Origin of the sequence: Novosphingobium sp. ST904 (assembly GCF_001298105.1) — a bacterium.
Classification (GTDB): Bacteria; Pseudomonadota; Alphaproteobacteria; order Sphingomonadales; family Sphingomonadaceae; genus Novosphingobium.
Genome location: NZ_LGJH01000158.1, coordinates 44,193 through 62,489, shown reverse-complemented (window position 1 = coordinate 62,489; position 18,297 = coordinate 44,193). Strand labels below are relative to the sequence as shown.

The window sequence follows — 18,297 nt, the reverse complement described above, 5'->3', positions numbered from 1 at the left end:
GGGTGCGATCAGAATTCCAGCGTACCGGTCACGAAGACCTGCCGGGGGTTGCCGTAGAACGCGGTCAGGGTTCCTTCCTTGCCCAGGGTCGGGATCAGGCTGCCGTCCGCGCCGGTGCCGACGAAAGTATAGCCCGAGGTCTTGTATTCCTTGTCCAGAATGTTCTTGCCGTGAACGCCAAGGCTCCAGCGACCGCCCGGAGCGGTATAGACGAGGCTGGCGTCGAGCAGGACATAGCCCTTCTGGTCGATATAGGGATTGGGAATCTCGAACTGGTAGGTCTTGCTGCGGTAAGACAGCGTGGTGTTCAGCGAAACGTCGCCATCGCCCACCGGGGAGGTATAGGCCAGCGTCGCGCTGCCGTTCCACTTGGGGGTGTTCTGCACCTTGCGGGCATCGGCAACGTCCACCGGGCCGACACCGGGAACCTGCGTGATATATTCCTTGTAGCGCGCATTGATGTAACCCAGCGAGCCCGACAGGTTCACCCTGTCGCCCGAACTTACCAGATTTTCGCCGAGACGGGCATTCGCCTCCAGTTCGATACCGTCGATCTTGGCCTTGCCGGCATTGGTGATGACACCGCAGAACGTTGCGATCCCGCCCACCGTGCAGCCCGCCGATCCGGGAACCTGAACGTCCTTGTAGTCCATGTGGAACGCCGCCAGCGCAATATAGAGGCCGCCGCCGAACAGGTTGCCCTTGTAGCCAAGCTCGTAGCTATCGACCGATTCCGGCTTGAAGCTGAGGTAGCTGGCGATCTCAGCATCGCTCGGAATGCCGCTGGGGTTGGTGGTCGGCGCGTTCACGCCGACCCCGCGCGGATCGAAGCCGCCGCCCTTGAAGCCTTGCGAAAAGCTGGCGTAGAGGTTGTGGTCGGGCGTCGGCTTGAAGCTGAGCGAGGCGCGCGGCGTGAACTTCTTGAAGGTCGCCTTGCCCGAAAAGTCCGTGCTCGGCGCCCCGAACGGCACGCCAAGCCCGCCGAACACGGGCGATCCGCCGCCGAGATAGTTCTGACGCAGTATCTGCGCCTTGCGCTGGTCCCAGGTGTAGCGCCCACCCACCGCGAGGCTCAGCTGGTCGGTGAAGTCGAACGTGAAGTCACCGAAGACCGCCCAGGTATCGGTATCGACATCGGCCTGGGTATAGGCGGTAAGCCCGTTCAGCGTGGTGAAAAGTCGCACATCGAAGGCGGTATCGGCCTTGGCCGCGAGATAATAGCCGCCGATCATGCCCTGGAGCCAGCCGCCGTTATCGTAAAGCAGCTGGAATTCCTGGCTGATCTGCTCGTTGTTGTAGAACGCAGGCACATCGACATCGACGGCGGGCAGCGCATCGAAATCGATCGGCGAAGCGCTCTTGTCCTTGCGCCAGGCGCTGATCGAGCGGAACGTCAGGGCATCGGTCAGTTCGGCACTGGCGTTGACGGCAAGGCCATAGGCTTTCACGTCCTGCCGAGGATCGTCGAGGCCGCCCTGGCTGTCGAACACATCGTCAAGCACCGGCGTGCCCGAGACCAGGGCAGGGATCAACCGGTGACCGCCCCGTGAATTGGACTTGTCGCGCGTGTAGTCGCCAGAAATACGGATCAGGACCGGCTGGCCGTTGCCGCCGATCTCCACAGTGCCGCGTCCGGCCCAGATATCCTTGTTGTAGTTGTCCTCGCCAGTGGTCAGGTTCTTGCCGAAACCGCCGCGCGACAGGCGCGCCACCGATCCACCGACCCGCAGGATATCCGTGATCGGAGCGGAAACGGTCAGCACGCCGTCCGCCTGGTCATACGTTCCGTAAGTGCCGCGAAGCTTGAGCGAGAACCGGTCCGGGAGCGACTTCGTCACATACTTCACTGCGCCGCCGATGGTGTTGCGGCCGTAAAGCGTGCCCTGCGGTCCGCGCAGCACCTCGATCCGTTCCACGTCGTAGATGTCGAGCACGGCGGCCTGGGGACGGTTCAGGTATACATCGTCGAGATAGATGCCCACGCCCTGCTCGAAGCCCGAGACGGGGTCCTGCTGGCCGATGCCGCGAATGAAGGCGGAAAGCGTGGAATTGGTGCCGCGCGAAACTTCCAGTGTCACGTTCGGGGTGGACTGGGCAATGTCGGTGATGTCGATCGCGCCGGACTTCGCAAGCTGCTCCCCGCTGAAGCTGGTCACGGCGATCGGCACATCGACGAGGCGCTCCTCACGGCGGCGCGCGGTGACGACGATCTCGCCCACGCTCACTTCCTCGCCGGAACGGGATGCCTCGGCCGACTGACGCCCCTGCTCCTGAGCCAGGGCGGGAACGGCAACGCCGATCGCGGCGGCCAGCGCCAGACAACTCGAACCCATGCTGCGGAATCGCACCTGCTGCATCCCCGTTACTCCCAATAAACCTTGTTGTTGTCCGCCCCTGATATTGAAAGTTGAACCGAGTTTCAACATTGAAGGTTTGCCAAGCTGCCGATCAGGGTCTAGCTGTGCTCTTGTGATCACAGATGACACCCAGCCCCCTCTGCCCGAACCCAGGGAAGAATCCCGCCGGCAGGATGCGGGGCGCGAACCGGCGATCTCGGCCAAAGTGCCGCGTACCGAACGGGGCCGGCGAACCTTGCGCAAGCTGCTGGATGCAGCCGCCGTGGAGTTCGGCGAACGCGGCTTTCACGAAGCCTCGATAACCGGGATCACCAAACGGGCGGGCACGGCGCTCGGCAGTTTCTATACGTACTTCGATTCAAAGGATGAAATCTTCCGCGCGCTGGTGGACGACCTCAGCAGCAAGGTCCGGCAGGCCGCGCGCGAAGCGCTTGCCGAGCCGATGCCTGCGCTGGAAGCGGAAAAGGCGGCGCTGACCGCGTTCCTGCGCTTTGCCCGCGAACACAAGGAAATCTACCGGATCATCGACGAGAGCGAATTCGTCGATCCCGCCAGTTTCCGCATCCACTACGAATCGACCGCCCGCCGCATCCGCGAACGACTCGCCGACGGTGCAAGCAAGGGGGAATTGCGCGAAGGTCTGGGGGAAGCCCATGCCTGGGCGATCATGGGCATGAATGTGTTTCTCGGTCTGCGCTATGCCGTATGGTCGAACGACGGTACGCCCGAGGAACTGGCCGATCTGGCGAATTCGATCCTCCGCTCCGGGATCGCCGCGCCCGGCTGGGAATGACGCCTTCCCCGCGTTAACTTTCACCCCGGCCAAGTCCCCTTGCGGGACACCGCTGAAGCCGCACTGGCGCTCGCCCACCTCCTGCGCGATGATAACAGCGTGAAAAAAAGCCCCTCAACCACAGGATTTCCCGCCAGGTGACACCCCGCCTTTTGCTCACCTCGGGCCTGCTGGCCATCGCCGTGATCGTGGGCGTGTTCATCATCACCTCGCGCCAGACAGCCCGTGACCACACGCCTGCCCCTGTCGTTGCCCGGCCCGCACCGGTAACGCCGCCACCGGTACCGTCCCCATCGCCTGCCGCCAGAGACGAACCCTTCGTCATAAAGCACATCCTGCCGATCGAAGGGCCGATCAAGTATGGCGAATGGCACTGGGACGAGGCGAAAGTTCCCGCCGGGCCCATCGTCGTCACCGTCGATCTCGAAGCACGCGTCCTCTCGGTTTTCCGAGGCGGCTACGAGATCGGCACAACCGCGGTCCTGCTCGGCACGGAGGACAAGCCCACCCCGCTCGGCGTGTTCCCGATCACCCAGAAGGACAAGGACCACGTCTCCAATATCTATACCGGCGCGCCGATGCCTTACATGCAGCGCCTGACCGACGACGGCATCACCCTTCACGGCTCCAAGGTCGAACTGGGCTATGCCAGCCATGGCTGCGTGGGAATGCCCGAGGATTTCGCCGCCAAGCTTTTCGCGACGACGAAGATCGGCGACAAGGTCTACATCACCCGTGGAAAGCAGGTCGGGCTTGGAGACAACCTGGTCGGCGGCTAAGGCATCCTTCGCGTCCCCGGCACTCGCTGACCGGAAACCTAACCCTCGCTCTTCACCGGCCGGGTTCTCTTCGCTGCCCGAACGGGCGCCTTCGCAAAACTCCAGCCGCCGGCATTGGGCCGCACGACCAGTTCTCCGATCGAGGCGGGCCGCCCTTCCTGCAAGCTTGCCAGCAAGCGCGCCACCGCGCTTCCGCGCGGCTCCTCACCGCCAAGTTCGACCACGCAGCGCGCCAGCACGCGCAGGACCACCGCGCGCGGCGCCTGCGGGCGGTAGCGCAGTCCCATGGGCTCCCGGGTGATGCAGGACCGCCATTCCAGTGCCGCCATCCAATCCAGCGCAGCATCGGCCTCGGCAAGATGTTCCGCGCTCTGGGCAATGGCGGCAACGTCCAGCCAGTCGGCCGAAGCAAGCGCCTTGCGGATGCGCACGCGGTCGAACCGGTCGTTGGCATTGCTGGGATCTTCCGCCGGAACGACGCCCGTGGCCGCTACCACCTCGGCCAGTTCCTCCCGCCGCCAGCCCAGTACCGGGCGCAGCAGGGGAATGGCGGTTCCCGGCAGCTGCCCCCGCCCGCGCGTTCCGGCAAGGCCGCTGACCCCGCTCGCCCGGTTGAGGCGCATAAGCAGGGTCTCGGCCTGATCGTCGGCATGATGCGCGGTCGTGAGCGCGGCGAGACCGCGCTCCGCGATCCATTCCGCCATGGCCGCATAGCGGGCGGCGCGGGCCTCGGCCTGTACGTTGCCGGGCGATACCTCAACCTGCAACGTTGCATGAGCCACGCCGAGCCGGGCGCAGAGCGCTGCGACCGCCGCAGCTTCCGCCGCGCTCGCAGCGCGAAGCTGATGGTCGACGGTTGCGGCCTCGATCCGGCCGGGCAAGGCGGCCTGCGCCAGCAGCAGCAAGGCCGTACTGTCCGGCCCGCCGGAAACCGCAACCGCAAGCCGCGCCCCCGGCTCATCGATCGCTTCGCCCCAGATCGCAGCCAGCCCCGCCCGAAACCGTGCAACGGCTTCGGGCGTCGGCATCAGCATCGGGTCAGGCGCAGCCAAGTCCATTGCGCGTGGAATCGTACGTGCCCTTCAGGCGACCGGCGGCCTCGCTGGCGTAAGTCTCGCTGAACTCGGCGAGAGCGATGCAGGCGCGCTTGTTGTCCTTGAGCTGCTTCATGGACACGGCGAGATAGAGCAGGCTGTCAGGCGCACGATCGCCCCGCTTGTCGGTCTGGTAGTTCTGGACGAACCACTTGGCGGCCTCCAGAGGGTTGCCGTCATCGAGATAGGCACGGCCCAGCAGGTTGCGGCCCCAGCTCGCGCGGGCATGACGCGGGTACTTTTCAAGGTAGAGCTTCAGCTGCTGCTGTGCTTCGGGATAGAACTTCGCTTCCCAGAGACGGAAGCCGTAGCTGTACTCGTCATCGCCCGGATCGGCGGACTGCGGCTTCACGATAGCCTTCACCGCCTCGATCCGCGAGTTCGATGGTGCAGCCGGGCGCGGCGTGGAGGGCTGCGCGGCAGGAGTCGTCGAAGTCGGCGCGGGGCTGGCCCCGCCGCTCATCGCGTTGAGATTGGACTGCGCGGCAGGGCCGCCCGACAGAGGCGCCTGAGCCGGCACACCTGCGGCAAGGCGCGCCTCAATCTGGTTGATGCGGTTGGTGTTCTGTTCGACCTGCGAGGTCAGACCGCGGATCTGCGCCTCGATCGAATCCATGCGCAGGAGAATATCGCTGACCGGCGTGGTCGCGGGCTGGCCCGGTGCCGGGGCAGGCACCGGCGTGCCGGGCGTGATTTCAGGCTGGAAGAACTTGCCGTCTCCGCCCGGGAACACCTTGCGCTGAAGTGCGCGAACCTCGGACTCCACCTTCTTGAGGCGGGAATCCGTGGATTCCTGGGCCTGGGCAGGCAGGCTCATGCCGACCAGCGCCAAAGCAACGGCACTCGTCGCGGCCAGGCGCATCGAGCGGATTGCCACAAGGGAACGATTCATCGCCAGGTCTACTCCGTATCGGGGCGCCCCGCGCCCATCGCGTTCCGTCACGCCATGCAGGGGCGCGACAGAACCGCTCGTTAACCAGAATTGTCTTGCGACCGATGTGCCGCAAGCCCCGCCCCCTTGTCGAGGCGGGCCTATTGGGAAGTCGTGGAAAGCGGCGCGGCAGTCTGTCCCGCATTCGGCCCGACAGTAGGCCCAGCAGTGGGAACCGCAGCCGTTGGAGCGGCGATTCCGGTTGCGCCTGCCGGCGCCCCGGCCTGTCCACGCGCCAGCAGGTCGGCAGGAACCAGCGAAACACCCGACATCGTCATCGGCTTGGCCGCGAGCGCCGGAATGGCCTTTCCGCCGACCGTGATCGCCAGCCCATCGGGACGGCCGGTACGAAGCTGCGGAGCCTGCGCGCCCTCGGGCACGGTCCAGGTTTCACCCTGCTTCAGAACCTTCTCCACCAGCTTGCCCTTGGCATCGGTGACACGCAGCCAGACGCCCTCGACCGTGGCAGCAAGCACCACCGGACCGTTGGTGGGCTGCACCGCAGGCGCAGCGGGTTTCGCGGCCACGACTGCGCTCGGAGCAGGCTTGGGCGCATCGGAGATCAGGTCGGGCAACTTGCCCTCAGGCGCGAGATAGCTGCTCCAGAACACCAGCAGCAGCACGATGACCACCAGCGCCCCGGCGGCGGCCACCCAGGCGAGGCGCACCGAAGGCACACGCGCGGGATCGCCCGGCTCGAAATGCGGAACCATGACCGGTTCGCGGCTATGTCCTTCAGCATCGAGCTGCCGGCGCACCTGCTCCGCAATGGCTTTGTCATCGAGCCCGAGCGCGCGGGCATATGTGCGGGAGAAGCCCACCGCATAAGTCCGTGCGGCAAGGTCACCCAGCCGATCTTCCTCGATCGCGGAAAGATGACGCTCGGCGATGCGAGTCTGCGCGGCGATGTCAGGAAGGCTCAGGCCCTTGGCTTCGCGCGCCTTGCGCAAGGTCGCACCGACGGTGGACGCCGAACCGCCGGCCGAGACACTGGCCAAACCTTCGGACGGGCCCTGATTTTCAACGTGTTCCATTCCGCTCCCGAAGGGACTGGTAAATCTGATGATGAACGGAATCTACCAAACCGCGCGAGAATCCAAAGTCAATCACGACGCGGGCGATTGTTCGAATTTTTTGCGGTGGATGCGACCCCGTGTACGGCGAGTAGCATTCCCGCAAGACTCCTTCGTGTCAATCGTACCACGGTGCAAAATCCCGTGGGATCAGCCTGCTGCCCCGTTCGATCCACGGCTCCGTTCAGTCAACCGGGATATCCCGCTCCACAGCCCAGGCCGTGAGCGTCGCGCGCATGTCCGCTGGCGGCGCGGCAAGCCATTGCTCCATCGCCGCGCTGATCTCCGCAAGATTGACCTTTGCGACGAGGTCCTTGGTGGGCCCGACCGAGGCCGGCGTGATCGAAAGGCGCCTGATTCCCAGCCCCAGCAGCGCGAGAGCTTCCAGCCGGCGCCCGCCCATTTCGCCGCAGACCGCAATTTCCACGTCATGCCCTTCAAGGCTGCGCACAACGCGCCGCAGGAAGCGCAGGATCGCCGGGCTCAGCCAGTCGTAGCGCTCGGCCAGCTTGGGGTTCGACCGGTCGGCCGCGAAGAGGAACTGCGTGAGATCGTTGGTCCCGATCGACAGGAACGAGATCTTCGGCGCCAAAAGATCGAGTTGCTCGGCCAGCGCAGGCACTTCCAGCATGATGCCGTAGTGGATCGCCTCGGGCAGCAGCTTCTTCTGGCCGCGCAAGTAGGCGAGCTGCTTTTCGAATACGGCCTTGGCCTGGTCGAATTCCCAGGGTTCGGCCACCAGCGGGAACATGACATGAAGCGTGCGACCGGCAGCCGCCTCAAGCAGCGCGCGGGCCTGCACCTTGAGCAATCCCTCGCGTTCGAGGGCAACGCGCAGCGCGCGCCAGCCCATCGCCGGGTTCTCTTCCCCCTCGCCGTCGTCGTGGCGCAGGTAGGGCAGCGTCTTGTCACCGCCGATGTCGACCGTGCGGAACTTCACCGGCTTGTCACCCGCCGCTTCCATGACATCGCGGTACAGGCGGGTCTGGCGTTCGCGAGAGGGTAGCGTGGCCGATACCAGGAACTGGAACTCGGTGCGGAACAGGCCGATGCCGTCGGCACCGGTCATGGCGAGATTGGCGATATCGTCGCGCAGCCCCGCGTTTATCATCACCTGGATGCGCGTGCCGTCCAGCGTGGTGGGCTGGACTTCGCGCAGGGCGGCATAGGCCGCCTGGCGCTGCCGGCTCTTGGCGAAGCGGGCCTCGAACGCCTCGACCACGCCGGCCGGGGGGCGCACCATGGCGCTGGCCTGGTCGGCATCGAGCAGGAGCTGGTCGCCCTCCCGGACCACGCCGCGCAGGCCCCGTACACGGCCGAGTACCGGGATGCCCATGGCCCGCGCGACGATCACCACATGGCTGGTGAGCGAGCCTTCCTCCAGGATCACGCCCTTGAGGCGGCGCTTGTCGTATTCGAGCAGTTCGGCCGGGCCGAGATTGCGCGCGATCAGGATCGCGTCGTTCCGCAGGCCCATCGATGCTGCCGTGCCCATCTGGCCGGACACGATCCGCAACAGGCGGTTTGCCAGATCCTCCAGATCGTGCATGCGGTCCGCCAGCAGCGGATCGTCGATCTGGCGCATGCGCATGCGGGTGCGCTGCTGCACGCGCTCGATCGCGGCTTCTGCGGTGAGGCCGGAATCGATGGCTTCGTTGATCCGCCGGGTCCAGCCTTCATCGTAAGCGAACATGCGGTAGGTTTCGAGCACTTCCTCATGCTCGCCCCCCATGCCGAATTCGGCCTGGCTGGCCATCCGGTCGATCTGTTCGCGCATCTTGTCGAAGGCATGGATAACGCGCTGCCGCTCCGCCTCGGTATCCTCGGCAACGACATGCTCGATATTGACGCGCGGCTGATGATAGACGGCCTGTCCCGAGGCAAGACCCTTCACCAGCGTAAGCCCGCGCAATTGCTCCGGCCCCGTCTGCGCGGAGCCGAGGGCATGAACATCCACCTCGTCGATGAGGTCGGCATTGGTGATGACTTCGGACAGGACCATGGCGACGGTCTGAAGCGCCTCGATCTCCACTTCCTCGTAGCGGCGCGGCTCGACGTGCTGGACGCAGAGCACGCCCACGGCGCGTTCGCGCCGCACGATCGGCACGCCTGCGAAGGAGTGGAAACGGTCTTCCCCGGTTTCCGGGCGATAGGAAAAGTCCGGATGAGTGGCGGCTTCGGCGAGGTTGAGCGTCTCGATCCGTTCCCCGATCATGCCAACAAGGCCTTCGCCTATGGCCATGCGGGTAACGTGGACGGCTTCCTGGGCCAGGCCGCGCGTGGCGAAAAGTTCCAGCATCCCCTCGCGCAGGAGATAGATCGAACAGACCTCGCTGTTGAGGCATTCGCCGATCACTTCCACCACGGTATTCAGCTTGGCTTGCGCGTGGTTGCGCGACGCCATGACCTCATGGAGGCGGGTGAGGATGTTTCGTGCTGCTTCTACGGCTCCGCTGGTCATGGCAACCCGAGTAACCCAAAGAGTCCGCTTTGGGAACGCAGCGTGCGGTTAAAAGATCAGTTAGTTCGCCTTGGCGCGCACAGCGATCAAGCCCGCGCTCCGGCGATCATTTGCGCAGCATCCCCCCATTTGCGCAGCCTCACCCCCCATTGCGCACGCACCCCCGATGCGTCGACGCACCGGGGGGCACCTCTGGAGCGGCGCCCGGTCCCTTCAGGCAGACCCGTGGGGGACGCGCCGGCTCAATGACGCAAGAGTTCTTCCTTCAGCTTCAGCTTTCGCTTCTTGAGGGCCTGGATCATGACGGCGTCAGGCATGGGTCGGCTCAACTCGTCATGAATCTGTCTTTCGATTCCGGCATGTTTGAGCTGCAAGGCGCTGACGTGCGAACTATCCATGGACGGTTCTCCTCTTTTCCGGGGGGTGGGCCGTATCCTTGCCGGCGACCATTGTTGGCGACTCGGCATCATCGATGCGGCGCAAAAAGGATGGAACCACATCCTGCCCATCTTGCGAAGACCGCTAATGCTACATATCGGTGAATCGCACGCCTGCTGCGTCAAGCGGGAGGCGGCGAAAGACGCAATGATGACAGCCATTCGATGACAGGGAATTCCGGCGTGACCGAAGAGGAAATGCGCAAGCGCCTGGAAATTCTCAGGATTGAACACCGCGATCTCGATGCCGCGATCGACGCGCTGAATGCCGCCGGTGCCGGCGACCAGATGCAAATCGCCCGCCTCAAGAAGCGCAAGCTCAGGCTCAAGGACCAGATTTCGGTGATCGAAGATTATCTGATCCCCGACATCATCGCCTGACTGGCACAATCACGACAAGGCGAACCGGACGCTAGGTTCGGAAAAGCGTGCCGAACGGGGACAACGCCCGATTTGCTTCGGAAAATGGCATTCGGCCAGTTGCCCGGGACTCGCTGTTCCGAAATATGAATGCCGATGCCCAATTCCGCGACCATAAACCCGCGCATCGTCGAGGCGCTCTATTGCGAGGCGTTGGTGCTTTCGGACGAGGTGCGCCACGCCTTCACGCTGGCGCGCCGCCTTGAAGGCTCGATGGCGGAAGAGGATCTCGCCCGTGTCGCGCTCTCGAGCGAGGGCCTGCGCACCACCACCCGCATGATGCACGCGATTGCCTGGCTGCTGAACCACCGGGCGTACTTCATGGGCGAACTTACCGAATTCCAGCTTCGCCGCCATGGCCGGCTTTCGTCCATGCTGCGCAACTCCGAACCCGCCCAGCTCGCCCTGCTCGAACCGCAGGTTGCCGAACTGGTGGAAACGACCCGCCGGTTCTACGACCGGCTCATGAGGCTGGACCAGCGCTGGCGGCTCACCGAAGAGGCCGAGCCCAGCGGGATCGAGCGCCTGCGCGAACGGATCGAACGCCGGCTCGCCGATACGCTCAAACCGAAGCCAGCGCCTTTTCCCACAACCTGACGCGCTCGTCGCGCACCGCTCCCGCCATATCGGGCGAAAATGCCCGGCGCTTTCCGCCCATGGCCTCTACCGCTGCCACCAACGACGGGAACAGCCCCGCGCCGTGCGCAGCCAGCACCGCAGCACCAAGCGCAGTGGTTTCGACGAATTCCGGACGCTCCACCGTGAGGTCCAGCACATCGGCGATATCCTGCGCCATCCAGTCGTTTGCGCTCATGCCGCCATCGATCCTGAGCGAAGTCCAGCGCGCACCGTCTGCGGCGAACGCTTCGGCAAGGTCGCGGGTCTGCATCGCCATGGCCTCCAGCGCCGCACGGGCCAGGTGCGCGCGCGAACTGGCGAAGGAAAGCCCGGTGATAGAAGCCCGCGCCTCCGCCCGCCAGTGCGGCGCCCCCAATCCCGACAGCGCCGGTACGATGACCACGCCGCCACAATCCGGCACCGAGCGGGCGAGAACTTCGGTTTCGGCCGCAGCATCGACCAGGCCGAGACTGTCGCGCAGCCATTGCACAAGGCTACCCGCCACGAAGACCGAACCTTCGAGCGCATAAGTCCGCACGCCGCCAAGCTGGCACAGCACTGTCGCCAGGAGGCGGTGACGCGAGGCAGGCACTTTGTCGCCCATGTTCGCCAGCACGAAAGCACCGGTGCCGTAAGTCGCCTTGGTCGCGCCGGGGGCAAGGCAGCCCTGCCCCAGCGTTGCCGCCTGCTGATCGCCCGCGATCCCGGTGACCGGTACCACCGCGCCGAACCACTGCGCCTCAACCATGGCCAAGTCTCCCGCGCTGTCGCAGACTTCGGGAAGGGCCGCGCGCGGCACCCCGAACAAGTCGCATAGCGCCTCGTCCCAGCAAGCGCCCTCAAGCGGCAAAAGCGCGGTACGGCTGGCATTGGTGGCATCAGTCAGGTGCGCGCCGCCGGTAAGGCGGAACAACAGCCATGAATCGACGGTTCCGAAAGCCAGCCTTCCGGCATCTGCCGCGTCACGGACTTCAGGCACTTCATCCAGCAGCCAGCGCATCTTCGTGGCGGAAAAATAAGGATCGAGCAGCAGGCCGGTGCGGGCCTGGACCACCGCCTCGTGCCCGTCCCGGCGCAGCTGCGCACAGGCCGGTTCGGTGCGCCGGTCCTGCCAGACGAGAGCGCGGGCGAGCGGGGTGCCGCTCTTCTTGTCCCAGGCAACCACCGTTTCGCGCTGGTTCGTCACGCCGACCGCCGCGATCCGGGCCGCGCCGCCCACTTGCGCCACGGCCTGCCGGGCGCAGGCAAGCACCCCCTGCCAGATTTCCTCGGCATCATGTTCGACCCAGCCCGCGCGCGGATAGTGCTGCGTCAATTGCCGCTGGGTCAGCGCCCGCAAGGCTCCGTCAGGCGCGAAGACCATGGCCCGGTTCGAGGTCGTCCCCGCATCGATGACCAGAATCAACTCGGCTTCGGACGCCATGCCTGCTTCTCTCCCCACCCGGGCGTCTCGACACATGCCCGGCGAATGACCATATCGGCCACATGAACGCGCTGAAAGACATCGACAAGCCCTATGCCGTATCCGAGCGGATCGCCCCGCTGGTGCGCCGCGTGCTGGCGCGCAACCCTTCGCCGTTCACTTATACCGGCACCCAGACCTATCTCGTCGGCGACGGCGCGGACGTAGCGGTGATCGATCCCGGTCCCGCCGATCCCGAGCATATCGAAGCGATCCTCGAAGCCGTGGGCAAGGCGCGGATCGCCGCGATCTGCTGCACGCATACGCACCGCGACCATTCGCCGGCCACCGTGCCGTTGAAAGCACTCACCGGCGCCCCGATCGTCGGCTGCGCACCGCTGACGCTCGATGACGACGGCCCCCGCGCCGACGCCGCCTTCGACCCCGACTATCGCCCCGACCGTGTTCTGGCGGACGGCGAAACGATTTCGGGAGAGGGCTGGACGCTCGAAGCCGTGGCGACACCCGGGCACACCTCGAACCACTTGTGCTTCGCACTGCCCGAAACCGGGGCCATGTTCACCGGGGATCACGTCATGGGCTGGTCCACCAGCGTCGTATCCCCGCCGGATGGCGACATGACCGCTTATCTCGCCAGCCTCCAGAAGCTCTACGAGCGGGAGCAGGACGCGATCTACTTCCCCGCCCACGGACCCGCCGTGGAAAAGCCGCGCCAGCTCGTGCGCGGCATGATCGGCCATCGCCGCCAGCGCGAACGGCAGATACTCAGGCAGATCGAGGCCGGCCGAGAGACCATCGCCGAGATGGTACCGCTCATGTACAAGGGCGTGGACGAAAGGCTCTGGCCTGCCGCAGGGCGCTCAGTACTGGCGCATCTCCTTGACCTGGAAAAACGAAACCTCGTAAAGCGCCATGAAGAGTCATGGTCTCTGATGGATAAATTACAGTAATCTGTAGAATTACTGTAATTTTACTTGAGAACATCCATTAAAACTCCGCCACTCTTGGGATGGCGGGGAAATCTTCATGGCAACTTTGCATCGCGTGCGCCTTGGCACCTTGTCGTTCTGGCAGAAAATGGCGATCGGCCTGTCGGCCTTCATCGTCCTGGCTTTCGCGCAGTTCGCACTTAGAGGCATGGCCGATTATCGTCATGCTCCACTTGTCATGCACCTGCACGGCGCGGCGATGCTGGCGTGGCTCGGCCTGCTGGTGACCCAATCGCTACTCGCCGGACATGGCGGGATAGCCCTCCACCGCCGACTCGGCTGGGCCAGCGCGGTGATGGTGCCGCTGATCTTCGTGCTGGTCATAACGCTCAACGTGACGGCGATCAGGCTCGGCATCCAACCGCCGTTCTTCAGCCCGGCCTACTTCCTCGCGCTCGGCATCGTCAGCGTGACGATGTTCGCATTGCTCGTGACGATGGCCGTATCCCGGCGCGGCCAGCCGGACTGGCACCGGCGACTCATGCTGGGATCTACCGTGATCCTGCTGGACCCCGCATTGGGCCGGGTACTGCCGATGCCCTTCATCATGCCTTGGGGCGAATGGCTCTCGCTGGCGATCCAGCTTGGCGTCGTGGCGATCGTCGCGCGCCATGACCGCGAAACGACGGGCCGCACACATCCGGCAACGCTGGCCGTCGCGATCTGCGCAGTCCTCACGCACGTTCTGGTGGAACTGCTGGCGGTCATGCCGTGGTGGGTCGATTTCGTCGGCCGGATAGCCCTCGCCCGCGATTGACCGGGGAAGCGCATATTTCCCTTGGGCATTGCGGCAAGCATCCCTAGATAGGCCGCAAATCCCGGCAGCCGGATTCCGGCAGGTGACCGGAGCGACCAGACAGAGGGATACCATGACCGTAATGCCCGCCGACCTTTCCGGTATCGACGTGCGCGCCGAAATCGAACGGCTGCGCAAGGAACGCAACGCGGTCATCCTCGCGCATTACTACCAGCGCCCCGAACTTCAGGACATTGCCGACTTCGTGGGCGACAGTCTCGAACTCAGCCGCAAGGCCGCCGAAACCGACGCCGAAGTGATCGCCTTCTGCGGCGTGAAGTTCATGGCCGAAACCGCCAAGATCCTCTCGCCGAACAAGATCGTGGTCCTGCCCGATCTCGAAGCCGGTTGCAGCCTTGAGGATTCCTGCCCGCCGGAGAAGTTCAAGGCCTTCCGCGAAGCGCATCCGGATCACATCGCGCTCACCTACATCAACTGCTCGACCGAGGTGAAGGCGCTGTCCGACATCATTGTCACCAGTTCCAGCGCCGAGACGATCCTCCAGCAGATTCCCGCCGACCAGAAGATCATCTTCGGCCCGGACCGCCACCTCGGCGGCTACCTCAGCCGCAAGTTCGACCGCGAAATGCTGCTCTGGCCCGGCGTCTGCATCGTGCATGAGGCATTTTCGGAAACCGAACTGCTCAAGCTCAAGGCGCAACATCCCACGGCGCCGATCGCCGCGCATCCGGAATGCCCGCCGCACATCGTCGACCATGCCGATTACGTCGGCTCGACCAGCGGCATCCTTCAGTATGCGAAGACGATTCCCGGTGATACGCTGATCGTCGCCACCGAGCCGCACATCATTCACCAGATGCAGCTCGCGATCCCGAACAAGACCTTCATCGGCGCGCCGGGTGCGGACGGCAACTGCAACTGCAACATCTGCCCTTACATGGCGCTCAACACGATGGAGAAGCTCTACGTCGCCCTGCGCGATCTGGAGCCGCGCATCGAGATCGAGGAACAGCTCCGCCTCGATGCCAAGCGCAGCCTCGACCGAATGCTGGAAATGGCCAGCGGCACGGTGGGCAAGGGCGATCTCGGCACCCGCTGAGCGTCCACGCGCGCTCAGGTCGTCAGACAGAAACCTCGCGCCATTCACCCGGCGCGAGGCCATCCAGCGCCCACTCGCCCACCCGCTGGCGCACGAGGCGCAGGGTGGGATGGCCGATCGCCGCAGTCATGCGGCGCACCTGCCGGTTGCGACCTTCCGTGATGGACAGCTCTATCCAGCAGTCCGGCACCGTCTTGCGGAAACGCACCGGCGGATTGCGCGGCCAGAGCTGCGGATCGTCCAGACGCTCTGCCCTTGCCGGGCGGGTCGGCCCATCGTTGAGCATCACCCCCTTGCGCAGCGCCTCCAGCGCCGGCTCGTCGGGCTCTCCCTCCACTTGTGCGAAGTAAGTCTTGGCGATCTTGAATTTCGGATCGGCGATCCGTGACTGGAGCCGCCCATCATCGGTCAGCAGCAGCAATCCCTCACTGTCACGGTCAAGCCGGCCTGCCGGGTAGACTCCGGGCACGTCGATATAGTCCGACAGCGTTGCGCGCGGCGTGGGCGAGCGCACATCCGTAAACTGCGAGAGGACATCGTAGGGCTTGTTGAACAGGATGAGGCGCGCCATGGCCTATGCCCTAGCAGGGCGCCTCATCCGTTCATAGCCACGCGTCAGTGTCCGATCCGGGGCTCCTCCCCGCGCGTCTTCCACAAGGACCAGCCCACGCCGCCCGCGATCAGCGCCAGCGTGACGCCCAGGCTGATCAACGGCGGGAACTTCGCTCCGCCCATCACGAAGTCCGCAACGAGAATCTTGGCGCCGATGAACACCAGCACGAGTGCGAGGGCATACTTCAGGTAATGGAAACGGTGCACCATCGCCGCCAGCGCGAAGTAGAGCGCGCGCAGGCCGAGGATCGCCATGATGTTCGAGGTATAGACGATGAAAGTGTCGGTCGTGATCGAGAAGATCGCCGGCACCGAATCCACTGCGAACACCAGGTCGGCCAGGTTGATGATGACCAGCGCCAGGAACAGCGGCGTGGCCGCCCAGACGAGCCTGCCTGCCTCATTCCTCTCGCGCACGAAGAAGTGCTCCTCGTGATGCGCCTTGGTCACGCGCATGTGGCGTGAAATCCAGCGGATCACGGGGTTGTTGCCGATATCGGGATCCTGCTCTTTCGCGAACAGCATCTTCACGCCGGTAAACACGAGGAACGCGGCGAAGATGTACATCACCCAGTGCGCCTGCGACACGAGCGCCACGCCGCCCGCGATCATCAGTCCGCGCAGCACGATCACCGCCATGATGCCCCAGAGAAGCGCGCGGTACTGGTACTTGGGCGCAATCGCGAAGAAGCCGAAGATCATCGAGATCACGAAGACGTTGTCGATCGAGAGCGCCTTCTCGATGAAGTAGCCGGTGAAATAGGCAATGCCGTCTTCCGAGCCCTTGGCCCACCAGACCCACGCCCCGAAAACCGAGGCGATGGCAATGTAGAAGACCGAGAGCCGCAGCGATTCGGCAATGCCCATTTCCCGGTCTTCCTTGTGCAGGAAGCCGAGATCGAACGCGGTCAGTACGAAAACGAGGCCGGCAAACGCCAGCCAGAACCAGGCGGGCGTACCCAGCCAGTCATAGAAAAGAAAATCCACGGCGATCACCTGAAGCAGGAGAAGAAGGAAGCGCGGCGCGAAAAGGGGGGGGGGATCGCGCCGGCGCAAGGGTTACAGGCTGTGCGCAACGGCGCTGGGGGGGAGTAGCAACCGTGCCAGCCTGCCCCTGAACTCCTGTTTCCTTCTCTTCAGCTTCGCGATCTCGAGAGGATCGGCGATGGGCCTGCCCTGCGCGAAACGCAGCAGGGCATCGAGCTTCTGATGGCGCTCGAGCAGTCGGAACATATGATCGGTCATTGTCAAAACCCTATCGAACTTGAGTTGGTTCGATCGGATGACCCGAAGCAAGGTTCCTGTGCCGGAGCTATTTTGGGCTTGGAAGACCCCCGGAACCTGCATCGGTTTCACCCGATGCGGTCCGACATCACGAGGCGCCCGCGTGGATGAAACCACGACCGACGCCGCGCCAGAGGGGCCCGGCCCGCAACGCCCAGATAGCGGCGAATCGTCTGTTTTTCAACCCCGCTTGACCGAATGTGCACATTTGATATTAAAGTGATATCACTTTCAAGGGAGCGTTTTCGATGTCCGAGTCGCATTTGCCCATCAATTCCAGCCGGGAATCGGTGGCCTCGAGCATAAGCGGATATCTGATGCTGGCGGTTCTCGTCGCGCTTCTGGTGCTGGCGGTGGCAAGCATCGCCATGCTCGCGGGCAGCAACGATCCCGCGGCGGGCACGGTGTTCGCAACCCTCGCCCTGATCGTCCCGCTCGTTGTGGTGGCAATTCTGATCGCCTCCGGCTTCTACATGATCCAGCCCAACATGGCGGCCGCGATCACCCTGTTCGGCTCATACCGCGGTACCGACCGCGCCGCCGGACTGCGCTGGGTCTGGCCGTGGATGGCAAAGCGCCGGATTTCGGTTCGCGCCAACAATGTGGTTTCGGAGAAGCTCAAGGTGAACGACTTGCGCGGCAATCCGATCGAAATCGCCACCAATGTCGTCTGGCGCGTCGCGGACACCGCTCAGGCACTTTACGACGTGGACGACTACAAGGCTTTCGTGAACGTGCAGATCGAGGCGGCGGTCCGCTCGATCGGTTCGCGCTATGCCTATGACGATGTCGAGGATGCCGAGATCACCCTGCGCGGGAGCCATGCCGAAGTGAACGCCGAATTGCGGGCCGAACTGATCGAGCGCCTGCACGTCGCCGGCCTCACCGTGGACGAATGCGGCCTCACCCACTTGGCCTACGCACCCGAGATTGCCGGCGCCATGCTGCGCCGCCAGCAGGCCGAGGCGGTGATCGGGGCGCGCCGCAAGCTGGTGGAAGGCGCGGTCTCGATGGTGGAGATGGCGCTGGCACAGCTCTCGGAAAAGAACGTGGTCGAACTCGACGACGAACGCCGGGCAGCGATGGTGTCCAACCTGATGGTGGTGCTCTGCGGCGAACGTGACACGCAGCCGGTGGTCAATACCGGCACGCTCTACCAGTAAGGCTTTC

At 64.5% G+C, this 18,297-nt stretch carries 18 protein-coding genes; 8 read left to right on the top strand and 10 right to left on the bottom strand.

Going from position 1 to position 18,297, the window contains the following annotated elements; translation table 11 throughout:
• Nucleotides 1–8 precede the first annotated feature (8 nt).
• Nucleotides 9–2,357, bottom strand: a complete 2,349-nt coding sequence (locus ADT71_RS21095) for a TonB-dependent receptor (protein ID WP_054439994.1) — start codon at nucleotides 2,355–2,357, stop codon at nucleotides 9–11.
• Between the two features lie 193 nt (nucleotides 2,358–2,550).
• On the opposite strand from ADT71_RS21095, the gene ADT71_RS21090 reads away from it, so the two are divergent.
• The gene (locus ADT71_RS21090; protein ID WP_054440135.1) at nucleotides 2,551–3,150 is read left to right on the top strand and encodes a TetR/AcrR family transcriptional regulator; all 600 of its coding nucleotides are present in this window, start codon (nucleotides 2,551–2,553) and stop codon (nucleotides 3,148–3,150) included.
• Between the two features lie 137 nt (nucleotides 3,151–3,287).
• Nucleotides 3,288–3,929 (top strand): L,D-transpeptidase family protein, encoded by a 642-nt coding sequence (locus ADT71_RS21085; protein WP_054439992.1) that lies wholly within the window; start codon nucleotides 3,288–3,290, stop codon nucleotides 3,927–3,929.
• A gap of 38 nt (nucleotides 3,930–3,967) precedes the next feature.
• Here ADT71_RS21085 and tilS read toward each other — a convergent pair whose 3' ends face one another.
• The 5 genes from tilS to ADT71_RS30605 form a co-directional block, all read right to left on the bottom strand.
• Nucleotides 3,968–4,987: a tRNA lysidine(34) synthetase TilS gene (gene tilS / locus ADT71_RS21080; protein ID WP_054439990.1), complete on the bottom strand. Its 1,020-nt coding sequence runs from the start codon at nucleotides 4,985–4,987 to the stop codon at nucleotides 3,968–3,970.
• The gene (locus ADT71_RS21075) at nucleotides 4,968–5,915 is read right to left on the bottom strand and encodes a hypothetical protein (protein ID WP_054439987.1); all 948 of its coding nucleotides are present in this window, start codon (nucleotides 5,913–5,915) and stop codon (nucleotides 4,968–4,970) included. Before ADT71_RS21075 ends, tilS begins: the two co-directional genes overlap by 20 nt.
• Before the next feature lie 140 nt (nucleotides 5,916–6,055).
• On the bottom strand, nucleotides 6,056–6,988 hold the full coding sequence (locus tag ADT71_RS21070) for a helix-turn-helix domain-containing protein (protein ID WP_054439985.1): 933 nt from the start codon (nucleotides 6,986–6,988) through the stop codon (nucleotides 6,056–6,058).
• A 223-nt stretch (nucleotides 6,989–7,211) separates the two neighbouring features.
• Nucleotides 7,212–9,488 (bottom strand): phosphoenolpyruvate--protein phosphotransferase, encoded by a 2,277-nt coding sequence (gene ptsP / locus ADT71_RS21065; RefSeq protein ID WP_054439983.1) that lies wholly within the window; start codon nucleotides 9,486–9,488, stop codon nucleotides 7,212–7,214.
• Nucleotides 9,489–9,730: 242 nt separating this feature from the next.
• Nucleotides 9,731–9,886: a DUF465 domain-containing protein gene (locus ADT71_RS30605; protein WP_082370483.1), complete on the bottom strand. Its 156-nt coding sequence runs from the start codon at nucleotides 9,884–9,886 to the stop codon at nucleotides 9,731–9,733.
• 222 nt (nucleotides 9,887–10,108) lie between these two features.
• On the opposite strand from ADT71_RS30605, the gene ADT71_RS21055 reads away from it, so the two are divergent.
• Nucleotides 10,109–10,306 (top strand): YdcH family protein, encoded by a 198-nt coding sequence (locus ADT71_RS21055; protein ID WP_054440133.1) that lies wholly within the window; start codon nucleotides 10,109–10,111, stop codon nucleotides 10,304–10,306.
• Nucleotides 10,307–10,441: 135 nt separating this feature from the next.
• Entirely contained in the window at nucleotides 10,442–10,942 is a 501-nt protein-coding gene (locus ADT71_RS21050; RefSeq protein ID WP_054440131.1) for a DUF1465 family protein, read from the top strand.
• Here the strand turns inward: ADT71_RS21050 and glpK are convergent.
• A complete protein-coding gene (gene glpK, locus ADT71_RS21045; protein ID WP_054439979.1) occupies nucleotides 10,908–12,386 on the bottom strand; it encodes a glycerol kinase GlpK in 1,479 nt (492 codons plus the stop codon). The genes ADT71_RS21050 and glpK overlap by 35 nt on opposite strands.
• Nucleotides 12,387–12,448: 62 nt before the next feature.
• Between glpK and ADT71_RS21040 the strand changes: the two genes are divergently transcribed.
• The 3 genes from ADT71_RS21040 (at nucleotide 12,449) to nadA (ending at nucleotide 15,231) form a co-directional block, all read left to right on the top strand.
• Nucleotides 12,449–13,336: an MBL fold metallo-hydrolase gene (locus ADT71_RS21040; protein ID WP_054439977.1), complete on the top strand. Its 888-nt coding sequence runs from the start codon at nucleotides 12,449–12,451 to the stop codon at nucleotides 13,334–13,336.
• A gap of 76 nt (nucleotides 13,337–13,412) precedes the next feature.
• Entirely contained in the window at nucleotides 13,413–14,132 is a 720-nt protein-coding gene (locus tag ADT71_RS21035) for a hypothetical protein (protein ID WP_054439975.1), read from the top strand.
• A gap of 112 nt (nucleotides 14,133–14,244) precedes the next feature.
• Nucleotides 14,245–15,231 carry a quinolinate synthase NadA gene (nadA, locus tag ADT71_RS21030; RefSeq protein WP_054439973.1) on the top strand — a complete coding sequence of 329 codons (987 nt, stop codon included), beginning with the start codon at nucleotides 14,245–14,247 and terminating at the stop codon, nucleotides 15,229–15,231.
• 22 nt (nucleotides 15,232–15,253) lie between these two features.
• On the opposite strand, the gene ADT71_RS21025 is transcribed toward nadA, so the two are convergent.
• The 3 genes from ADT71_RS21025 to ADT71_RS21015 all read right to left on the bottom strand — a co-directional run bounded on the left by ADT71_RS21025 (nucleotide 15,254) and on the right by ADT71_RS21015 (nucleotide 17,088).
• Nucleotides 15,254–15,802 carry a pseudouridine synthase gene (locus ADT71_RS21025; RefSeq protein ID WP_054439970.1) on the bottom strand — a complete coding sequence of 183 codons (549 nt, stop codon included), beginning with the start codon at nucleotides 15,800–15,802 and terminating at the stop codon, nucleotides 15,254–15,256.
• Between the two features lie 44 nt (nucleotides 15,803–15,846).
• Nucleotides 15,847–16,830 carry a TerC family protein gene (locus ADT71_RS21020; RefSeq protein WP_054440130.1) on the bottom strand — a complete coding sequence of 328 codons (984 nt, stop codon included), beginning with the start codon at nucleotides 16,828–16,830 and terminating at the stop codon, nucleotides 15,847–15,849.
• Between the two features lie 72 nt (nucleotides 16,831–16,902).
• Entirely contained in the window at nucleotides 16,903–17,088 is a 186-nt protein-coding gene (locus ADT71_RS21015; protein ID WP_054440127.1) for a DUF465 domain-containing protein, read from the bottom strand.
• A gap of 287 nt (nucleotides 17,089–17,375) precedes the next feature.
• Between ADT71_RS21015 and ADT71_RS21010 the strand changes: the two genes are divergently transcribed.
• The gene (locus ADT71_RS21010; RefSeq protein WP_054439968.1) at nucleotides 17,376–18,290 is read left to right on the top strand and encodes an SPFH domain-containing protein; all 915 of its coding nucleotides are present in this window, start codon (nucleotides 17,376–17,378) and stop codon (nucleotides 18,288–18,290) included.
• The last annotated feature ends 7 nt before the right edge of the window (nucleotides 18,291–18,297 follow it).